Source organism: Nonomuraea sp. NPDC023979, from assembly GCF_040639085.1.
Classification (GTDB): domain Bacteria; phylum Actinomycetota; class Actinomycetes; order Streptosporangiales; family Streptosporangiaceae; genus Nonomuraea; species Nonomuraea ceibae.
In genome coordinates, this window is the sequence record NZ_JBEZZG010000067.1 from 1 (window position 1) to 10,670 (window position 10,670).

A 10,670-nucleotide genomic window follows, 5' to 3' on the forward strand; every position below is an offset into this window, starting at 1 on the left:
GCCCTCCTCTACCTTGCCATCGTCATCATGTGGCTGTGCGTCCTGGTCCCCATGTGGCTGCGCCGGGACAAGACGAACCTCGTCGCTCGACGCCCTCGCCACCGGCGCCCCGCACGCCGCCGCCGTCCTCGGCGAGGCGCTGCCCGCCCCCCGGCCCGTGTTCGTCTTCCCCGGCCAGGGCTCCCAGTGGGCGGGCATGGCCGTCGACCTCCTCGACACCAGCGACGTCTTCCGCGACCGGCTGCTGAGCTGCGACGAGGCACTGCGCCCGCACACCGGCTGGTCCGTCGTCGACGTGCTGCGCGGCACCGGCGGCGCCCCCGCGCTCGACGGCACGGACGTCATCCAGCCCGTCCTGTTCGCCGTCATGGTCTCGCTCGCCGAGCTGTGGCGCTCGCTCGGCGTCCAGCCCACCGCCGTCCTCGGCCACTCCCAGGGCGAGATCGCCGCCGCCTGCGTCGCCGGGGCGCTCACCCTGGAGGACGCCGCCCGCGTCGTCGCCCTGCGCTCCCGCGCCCTGCTGCGGCTCAGCGGCACCGGCGGCATGATGGCCGTCGCCCTGCCCGCCGCCGACACTCAGGCGCGGATCGAGCCGTGGGCGGGCCGCCTCTGGGTGGCCGTGCACAGCGGCCCCGCCTCCTGCGTCGTCGCCGGCGAGGACGCCGCCCTGGACGAGTTCGCCGCCGCCTGCGGCGACGCCGTCCGGACGCGCCGCATCGCCGTCGACTACGCCTCCCACACCCCGCTCGTCGAGCCCATCGCCGAGGAGCTCGCCGCCGCCCTCGACGGCGTACGGCCGCAGGACACCGGCGTCGCCTTCTGCTCCTCCCTCGACGGGCGCTTCGTCGAGCCGGAGCGGCTCACCTCCGGCTACTGGTACGACAACCTGCGCAACCCAGTGCTGTTCGACGAGGCGGTCCGGGCCTTCGCCGGGACCGGCACGCCCCTGTTCGTCGAGTGCAGCCCGCACCCGGTGCTCGGCGCCGACGCCGACGACAGCCGGCACGCCGCCGGCATCACCGCCGGGGTCTGCGCCTCCCTGCGGCGCGGCGCGGGCGACTGGCCGCGCATGCTGGCCGCGCTCGCCCACGCCTGGGTGCTCGGCGCGCCGGTCGACTGGCTCACCGCCCTGGCCGCCGCCCCCTACCCGGCCGCCGAGCCGCCCACCTACGCCTTCGAACGGCGCCGCTACTGGCTCGGCGACCACGAGGCGCCCGCCCGCCCCGCCGGCGCGGGCATCGACGGCTCCCGGCACCCGCTGCTCGCCGCCGTCGTCCCCGTCGCGGGCGACGCGTACGTGCTGTCCGGCCCGCTGTCGGCGCGGGGCGCGCCCTGGCTCGCCGACCACGCCGTGGAAGGCGGCGCGCTGCTGCCCGGCGCCGCGTTCGCCGAGCTCGCGCTCGAAGCCGGCGCCCACGCCGGGTGCGGCCGCCTGGACGAGCTCGTCATCGAGGCCCCGCTGCCGATCCCCGACAGCGGCGCCGTCACCCTCCAGGTCACCGTCGACCCGCCCGGCGACGAAGGACGCCGCGCCGTCGCCGTCCACTCCCGCACTCCCGACGGCTGGCAGCGGCACGCCTCCGGCACCCTCACCCCCGGCGCCCCGCAGGCGGCCGCGTACCCGTGGGCCGGGACCTGGCCCCCGGAGGGCGCCGAGCCGGTCGAGGTCGAGGGCGGCTACGAGCGGCTGGCCGAGCGCGGTTACGAGTACGGTCCGGCCTTCCAGGGGCTGCGTGCGGTGTGGCGGCGCGGCGACGAGCTGTTCGCCGAGGTCGCCCTGCCCGACGGCGTGGACCCCGAGGGGTTCGGCATCCACCCCGCCCTGCTCGACGCCGCGCTGCACCCGCTCGTGCTGGCCGGCGGCGACGACGAGCTGCGGCTGCCGTTCGCGTTCGGCGGCGTCGCCCTGCACGCCTCGCAGGCCCCCGAGCTGCGCGTACGCCTCGCCGTGGACGGCGACGACACGCACGTCGAGGCGGCCGGTCCCGACGGCGCGCCCGTCCTGTCGATCGGCAGCCTGCGCGTCCGCGCCGCCGCGCCCCGCCGCGCCGCCACCGGCACGGCCGCGCACGGCGTGGACTGGGTCGAGGCCCCCGCCGCCGCGGCCGGAGCCGCCGACCCCGTGGTGATCCCGTGCGTCAGCGACCGGCCTGACGTGCCGTCCCGCGTGCGCGAGCTGACCACGCGCGTCCTCGACGCCGTCGCCGCGCAGCCCGACGACGCCACCGTGGTCTTCGCCACCCGGCCCGGCGATCCGGCGGCGGCCGCCGTGTGGGGGCTGGTGCGCTCGGCGCAGTCGGAGCAGCCCGGCCGGTTCGTGCTGGCCGAGGCCCAGGAAGGCCACACCGACTGGGCCCTCGTCACCGCCACCGGCGAGCCCCAGGTCCGCGTCGTGGACGGCAAGGCCCTCATGCCGCGCCTGGCCCGCCGCAAGCCCGACCCCCACCCATTACCCGAAATTTCCGGAACCGTGCTGGTGACCGGCGGCACCGGCGGCCTGGGTGCCCTCGTGGCCCGCCGCCTCGTGACAGGCCACGGCGTACGGGACCTGCTGCTGGTGTCGCGGCGCGGCGAGGCCGCCCCCGGCGCCGCCGGCCTGGTGGCGGACCTGGAAGAGCTGGGCGCCCGCGTCACCGTCGCCGCCTGCGACGTGGCCGACCGCGACGCCCTGGCCGCCCTGCTCGCGGACGTCCCGCTGGCCGGGGTCGTCCACACCGCCGGAGTCCTCGACGACGGCCTCGTCGAAAGCCTGACCCCCGGCCGGATCGACACCGTGCTGCGCCCCAAGGCCGACGCCGCCTGGCACCTGCACGAGCTCACCCAGGACCGCGACCTGGCGTTCTTCGTCCTGTTCTCCTCCCTCGCGGGCGTCCTCGGCAACCCCGGCCAGGGCAACTACGCCGCGGCGAACGCCTTCCTCGACGCCCTCGCCGCCCACCGGCGCGAACACGGCCTCACCGGCGTGTCCATCGCCTGGGGCCTGTGGGACACCGAATCCGGCATGACCGGCGCCCTCACCCAGACGGACGTCGCCAGGCTCGCCCGCGCCGGCATCGCCCCCCTCACCGTCGAGCAGGGCCTCGACCTGTTCGACACCGCGCTCACCAGCCCCGACCCGCTCGTCGTCGCCGCCCGCTGGGACACCGCCGGACTGCGCGCCCGAGCCGAGACCGGCGACCTGCCGCCCATGCTCCACGGCCTCGTCCGCGCCCCCCGCCGCACCGCCGGCACCCCCGCCGGAGCCGGACCCGGCGCCCTCGCCGCCCGCCTCGCCACCCTGCCCCGCCAGGACGCCCACCGCCTGCTCGTCGACACCGTACGCGCCCAGGTCGCCGCCGTCCTCGCGCACGGCAGCCCCGACAGCGTCGAACTCGACCGGCCCTTCAACCAGCTCGGCTTCGACTCCCTCACCGCCGTCGAACTGCGCAACCGGCTCAACGCCGACACCGGCCTGCGCCTGCCGCCCACGCTCGTCTTCGACCACCCCACCGTCAACGCGCTGGCCGCCTACCTGGCCGGCGTCCTCGCCCCCGCGCCGCCCTCACCCGAGGACACCCTGCGCAAGGCGCTGGAGCAGATCGACGACCTGCTGCTCAACGCCAACGGCGAAGGAGACGCCATCCGAGGCCGGCTCGTACCGATCCTGCAGGGCGCGCTCACCAAGCTCGGCGCCGCCCCCGCGGACGCGGGCGGCGTGATGGACAAGATCGACTCTGCTTCCGACGAGGAGATCTTTGCCCTCATCGACAACGAACTGTGACGACATGACCGCGACCGGAAAGGCTCGACCGATGGGGACCGAGGACAAGCTCCGCGCCTACCTCAAACGCGCAACCGTCGAACTGGCCCAGACCCGCCGCAGGCTCGCCGAGGTGGAGGAGCGCCACGACGAGCCCATCGCCGTCATCGGCATGGCCTGCCGCTACCCCGGCGGCGCCGGCACCGTCGACGGCTACTGGGGCCTGCTGCGCGACGGCCGGCACGCGGTCCGCGAGGTGCCGTCCGCCCGCTGGGACATCGACGACTACTACGACCCCGACCCGCGCGCCCCCGGCGGCATCTACACCCGCTACGGCACCTTCCTCGACGACGTCGCCGGCTGGGACGCCGAGTTCTTCGGCCTGTCACCCCGCGAAGCCCTCCGCATGGACCCCCAGCAGCGCATCCTCCTCGAACTCGCCTGGGAAGGACTGGAGAGCGCCGGGCTGTCACCCACCCGCATGCGCGGCAGCCGCACCGGCGTCATGGTCGGCTTCATGGACACCCTCCAGTACGGGCGGCTCCAGATGGAACGCCAGGGCCGCGACGCCCTGTCCGACCCGTACCTCGGCCAGGGCGCCATCCCCAGCGTCGCCGCCGGGCGCATCGCCTACCAGCTCGACCTGATCGGGCCCACCCTCACCGTCGACACCGCCTGCTCCTCCTCGCTCATCGCCGTCCACCTCGCCGCCCAGGCCCTGCGCCGCGGCGAGTGCGACCTGGCCCTCGCCGCCGGAGCGTCCCTGTCGCTGCACCCCACCCTCTACATCCAGGCGTGCGCCGGGCTCATGATGTGCGCCGACGGCCGGTGCAAGACCTTCGACGAGTCCGCCGACGGCTACGTCATGGGCGAAGGCGGCGGCCTCGTCGTCCTCGAACCCCTCTCCAAGGCCCTCGCCAACGGCCGCCGCATCCGCGCCGTCCTGCGCGGCTCCGCCGTCAACCAGGACGGGCGCAGCAACGGGCTCACCGCGCCCAGCCGCAAGGCCCAGGCCGACGTGATCACCCGCGCCCTCGCCGCCGCCCGCGTCACCCCCGGCGAGATCGACTACGTCGAGGCGCACGGCTCAGGCACCCACCTCGGCGACGCCATCGAGCTGTCCGCCCTCCACGACGTCTTCGGCGGCCGGAGCGCCGACCGGCCCCTCCGCGTCGGCGCCGTCAAGACCAACATCGGCCACACCCAGGCCGCCGCCGGCGTCGCCGGGCTCATCAAGACGGTGCTCATCCTGGAGAACGAGCTCATCCCGCCCAGCCTCAACCTCACCACCCCGGCCGCCGCGATCCCCGCCGACGGCACCGTCCAGCCGGTCACCGCACCCGTGCCGCTGCCCCGCCGCGACGACGCCCCCCGCCTCGCCGGCGTCAGCTCGTTCGGCCTCTCCGGCACCAACGCCCACCTGATCCTCCAGGCCGCCCCTCCGCACCCCTCCCTTCAGCCAGAGGCGACCACCCTCGCGCACGCCGGAGCAGCGGCGCCCACCACAGGACCCACCCACCCCGCAACCCCCGCCCCCACCGGAGCGAGCACGCCCCTCGGAGGGACCTCGACCGGAGGAGCTTCCCGCGCCGGAGCGGACGCCCGCTCCGACGGGGTCGCCGCCTCGGCGGGAGGGGATGGCCCGGCCCCCGTCGCCGCAGGCACCCCCCTCGGAAGAGCGGCCTCGGCCGGAGGGCCGGTGCCCGCCGCCGGGGGAGGGGCCGCCTCCCTCGTAGGGGCCACGCCCCTCGGAAGGGCCGCCCCCCTTGGAAGGGCCGCCCCCCTTGGAGGGGCCACCCACCTCGAAGGGGGCCATCTCGGCGAGGGGGAGGCCGTCGTGGGCGGGCGGGGTGGGGCGCCGTACGTGTTGCCGCTGTCGGCGGCGAGCGGGCCGGCCTTGCGGGAGCAGGCCGAACGGCTGGCCACCTGGCTGGAGGCGCGCCCCGGGACCGGGCTGGCGGACGTGGCGCACACGCTCCAGACCGGCCGCGCGGAGCTGGACCACCGCCGCGCCCTCGTCTGCGACGACGCCGCCGACGCCGTGGCGCGGCTGCGGGCTCCGGGCGACGGCCACCGGGTCAAGCGCCGCCCCCGCCTGGCGTTCCTGCTGCCGGGCGTCGGCGACCAGTACGCGGGACTCGGCAGGGACCTGTACGCCGCCGAGCCCGTGTACGCCGAGGCCGTGGACCAGTGCGTCGACCTCGTACGCCGCCGCTCCGGCGTGGACCTGCGCCCCCAGTTCTTCCCGCAGGGCGCGACCGCGGCCCCCGCGAACGGCGACCTGGCCGCCCTGCTCGGCCGGTCGGGGGAGACGCGCGACGCCCACGACCCGCTCGACCAGGCGGCGATCGCGCACCCGTTCCTGTTCACCGTCGAGTACGCGCTCGCCAGGCTCCTGCGCCACTGGGGCGTCACCCCGGACCTGCTGGTCGGCTACAGCCTCGGCGAGTACGTGGCCGCCTGCCTGGCCGGGGTGTTCACCCTGGAGGACGCCCTGCACGTGGTCGTGGAGCGCGCCCACCTGATCAGCGCGGTGCCCGCCGGCCGCATGGTGGCGGTGGCGGCCCCGCAGGACCGCGTCCTGGAGGTGCTGGCCGGGACGGGCGCGGAGGTGGACGTCGCCGCCCGTAACGGCCCCGCCATGACGGTGCTGAGCGGCCTGCCGGCCGAGATCGAGGCCGCGACGGCCGCGCTGGCCGCGACCGGCCTGGCCTGCCGCCCGCTCCGGTCGGCGCACGCGTTCCACTCCACGCTGCTGCAGCCGGCCCGCGAGAAGCTCGCCGCGGTGCTCGACACGGTGACGCGCCGCCCGCCGGACATCACGATCGTCTCCAACCTCACCGGCCGCCCGCTGACCGCCGAGGAGGCCACGAGCACCTCGTACTGGGCCGACCAGCTCGTCAGCACCGTCCGCTTCGCCGACGGCGTGCGGCACTGCCTGGAGGAGGACGTGTCGGCGTTCGTCGAGCTCGGCGCGGGACAGACGCTCGGCGGCCTCGTACGGCAGAACCTGACGGGCGGCCGGACCGCCGTCCTCGGCACGCTCGCCCCCCACTGGAACGCGAGCCCCGAGCCCCACGGCGACCTCGTCTCCACCTGCGCCACCCTGTGGGAGCTGGGCGCCCCGGTGAACTGGGACGCGGCCAGGCCGGGCGGCGGGCACGTCGCCGACCTGCCCACGTACCCCTTCCAGCGCACCCGGTTCTGGCCGGAGACGACGGCGCAGCCCGTCGCCGCCGAGCCCGCCCCGGCCGCCGGACCGGCCGACCACCTCTTCGCCCCGCTGTGGCGGCGCGACCCGGCCGCCGCCGCCCCGCCCGCCGGGCTCGCGCTGCCCGGCCCGCTGGTGGTGTTCGCCGACCCGGGCGGCGTCGGCGGCGCGCTCGCCGACCTGGCCGCCGCGTCCGGCGTCCGCGTCGTCGAGGTCGTCCCCGGGACCGGGCCGCACCGCGACGGCCGCCGCCTCACCATCGACCCGTCGGACCCCGCCCAGTACGCGGAGGTCTTCGCGGGGCACGGCGACGGGCCCGTGCACGTGGCGCACCTGTGGAGCCTCGCCACCCCCGCCGCCACGGGCGACGACGACCTGCGCGCCGCCGTCGGGCACGGCTTCGACAGCCTGATGCTGGCCGTACAGGCACTGGGGGAGCGGCCCGCCCGCCTCCTCACCGTCACCCGGGGCGCGGCCGACATCCTCGGCGGCGACGCCACCGCCCCCCACCAGGCGCTCGCCCACGGGCTCGGCCGGGCCGTCCGCCACGAGTACCCGAACCTCACGTGGAGCGGCGTCGACCTCGACCCCGGCGAGCCGCAGCCGCCCGCCGGGACCGCGCGGCAGCTCGCCGCCGAGCTGCTCACCGAGCCCGGCGCGGGCGACACGCCCGAGTCGGCCGACCCGCTCACCGGCTGGCGCCGGGGCCGCCGCTGGACACGCGGCTGGGCCCCGATCCCCGACCGGCCCGGCGCGGAGGGGACGCCGGTGTGGCGGGCGGACGGCGCCTACCTCATCACCGGCGGCACCCGCGGCCTCGGCCTGGCCCTGGCCCGGCACCTCGTACGCGCCGGCGTCCGCCGCCTGGCGCTGCTCGCCCGCACCCCGCTCCCCGACGGCGACGCCGACGTCGCCGCCCTGACGGCGGCGGGCGCCGAGGTGCTGCTCCTCACCGCCGACGCGGGCGTGCCGGACGAGCTGCGCGCCGCCCTGCGGCGGGCGCGCGAACGGTTCGGCCGCCTGCACGGCGTCATCCACGCCGCCGGCCTGCCGGCCGGCGGGCTGCTGCAACGCCGCACCACCGCCGAGGCGGCCCGCGTGCTCGCCCCCAAGGTGTACGCGATGGGCCCGCTCGCCGAGCTGACCGGCCCCGGCACCCCCGAGGAGGAACGGCCCGAGCTGCTCGTCCTCTACTCCTCGGCCGTCACCGCGTTCGGCGGCATCGGCGAGGGCGACTACTGCGCCGCCAACACCGTGCTCGACGCCTACGGCCAGGCCTTGGCCGCCGCCGCGCCCGCCACCCGCGTCGTCTCCGTCGCCTGGGGGCCCTGGCAGCACGACGTGTGGCAGTCGGAGAACCTCAAGGGCAGCGGCGGCCTGGCCGAACGCGTCGCCGACTACCGCGCCCGCTACGGGTTCGCCGACGACGCCGGATGCGCGCTCCTCGACCGGATCGTGGCCGGCGGCCACGGCAGCGTCATGGCCGTCAGGCAGCCGCTGCGCGACGTGCTCGCGTCGTGGACGAGCATGCTCGACCTGGACGGCCTGCTCGCCACGGCCGCCCCCCAGGGCGAGCGCTTCCCCCGCCCCCGGCTCCGCACCGACTACGCGCCGCCCAGGACCGAGGCCGAGGCCAGGATGGCCGACCTGTGGGGCGCCTACCTCGGCATCGACGGCGTCGGCGTGCACGACCCGTTCTTCGACCTCGGCGGCAACTCCCTGACCGGCATGGCCATGGTGCTCGCCATCGAGAAGGACCTCGGCCGCCCCATCGCGCCCGCGGTGCTGTTCGAGCACCCCACCGTGGCCGCGTTCACGGCCGCACTGGACGGCGGCGGCGACCAGGGCGCCCAGGAGGCGCTCTCCACCAGTTCCGCACGGGGGCAGCGGCGGCGCCGGGCCCGTTCCAGCAATCGGAAATGAGGACCCAAGACGTGATCGACGACATCGAAGGAGCCGGCACCGACATCGCGATCGTCGGCATGTCCGGCCGGTTCCCCGGCGCTCCCGGCGTCGCCGAACTCTGGTCCGCCATCCGCGCGGGGGACTCGGGCATCACCCGCTTCACCGACGACGAGCTGCGCGCCGCCGGCGTCCCCGCCGACCTGCTGGACGATCCCGCGTACGTGAAGGCGGCGCCCGTCATCGACGGCGTCGAGGAGTTCGACGCGGCCTTCTTCGGCATCAGCCCGAAGGAGGCGCAGATCCTCGACCCGCAGCACCGGCTGTTCCTGGAGCACAGCTGGGCCGCGCTGGAGGACGCCGGCTGCGACCCCACGCGGTTCGACGGGGCCATCGGCGTGTTCGGCGGCTGCGCCCACAGCTCCTACATGCAGAACAACCTGCTGCCCAGCGGCATCACCGCCGTCATGGGGGACCTGGCCGTCGGCCTGGCCAACGACAAGGACTCCCTCACCACCCGCGTCGCGCACACGCTCGGCCTGACCGGCCCCAGCTACGGCGTGCAGAGCTACTGCTCCACCTCGCTCGTCGCCGTGTGCGCCGCCGCCTCCAGCCTGGCCGGGTTCGAGAGCGACCTGGCGCTCGCCGGCGGCGTCGCCGTCAACGTGCCCCACCGCGTCGGCTACCTCTACCAGCAGGGCGGCATCGCGCCGCCCGACGGCCTGTGCCGCGCCTTCGACGCGCGCGGGCTCGGCAGCCCGCTCGGCAGCGGCGTCGGCGTCGTCGCCCTGCGGCGGCTGGAGGACGCGCTCGCCGACGGCGACCAGATCTACGCCGTCATCCGGGGCTGGGCCGTCAACAACGACGGCGGGCGCAAGGTCGGCTTCACCGCCCCCGGCGTCCAGGGGCAGGCCGCCGTCATGGCCGAGGCGCTGGCCGCCGCCGACCTCGAACCCGGCGACATCGACTACATCGAGGCGCACGGCACCGGCACCGCCCTCGGCGACGCCGCCGAACTGGCCGCCCTCCAGCAGGTGTACGGCGGCCGGTCGCTGCTGATCGGCTCCGTCAAGCCGAACGTCGGCCACCTCGACCGGGCCGCCGGCGTCACCAACCTGATCAAGGCGGCGCTCGCCCTGCGGCACGACGAGATCCCGCCCACGCTCCACCTGTCGGAGCCGAACCCGCAGCTCGGCACCGGCGAGGCCCGCCTCGACGTCGTCACCCGGCTGCGCGGCTGGCCGCGCGAGGCGGGCCGCATCCGCCGCGCCGGGGTGAGCGCGTTCGGCATCGGCGGGACCAACGCGCACGTGGTGCTGGAGGAGGCGCCGCTCGTCCCCAGGACCGAGGAGGAGCCGCGCCCCGAACCGCTGATCTGGTCCGCCCGCACCGCCGCCGCGGCCGACGAGATGACCGCCCGGCTCGCCGCCCACCTCGCGGCCGACGGACAGGAGCTCCGGCTCGCCGACGTGGCCCACACCCTCCAGGCCGGACGGCAGCAGTTCGGCCACCGCAGGATGCTCGTCGCCGCCTCCCCGGCCGAGGCCGCCGAGGCGCTGGCGGGCGGCGCCGCGCTCGGCCGCGCCGAGACCCGCGCCGACCGGCCCGCCGCCTTCCTCATCGCGGGCGCCGGGGAGCAGTACCCGGGCATGGCTGCCGACCTGTACGCGACCGAGCCCGTCTTCCGCGAGGCGCTCGACGAGTGCCGCACCCGGCTGCGCCGCCTCATGGACGGCGCCGACCCGCTCACCGACCTGCTCGCCCCCCGCCCCGGCCCCCGCGCCGGCCGCGGGGGCGGCGGCCCGGCCGGGCGCGCCC

General features: G+C 76.8%; 3 protein-coding genes. All 3 read left to right on the forward strand.

Annotation, left to right across the window (positions count from 1 at the left end; genetic code table 11):
- Positions 1–157 precede the first annotated feature (157 nt).
- Complete coding sequence (locus tag AB0G11_RS48440) at positions 158–3,760, forward strand: type I polyketide synthase (protein WP_357594013.1); 3,603 nt, start codon at positions 158–160, stop codon at positions 3,758–3,760.
- Between the two features lie 4 nt (positions 3,761–3,764).
- Positions 3,765–8,873, forward strand: coding sequence for an SDR family NAD(P)-dependent oxidoreductase (locus tag AB0G11_RS48445; protein ID WP_357594015.1), 5,109 nt, complete (start codon positions 3,765–3,767; stop codon positions 8,871–8,873).
- The coding region (locus AB0G11_RS48450; protein WP_357594017.1) for a beta-ketoacyl synthase N-terminal-like domain-containing protein at positions 8,870–10,670 on the forward strand (1,801 nt) is incomplete at its 3' end. The genes AB0G11_RS48445 and AB0G11_RS48450, both read left to right, overlap by 4 nt.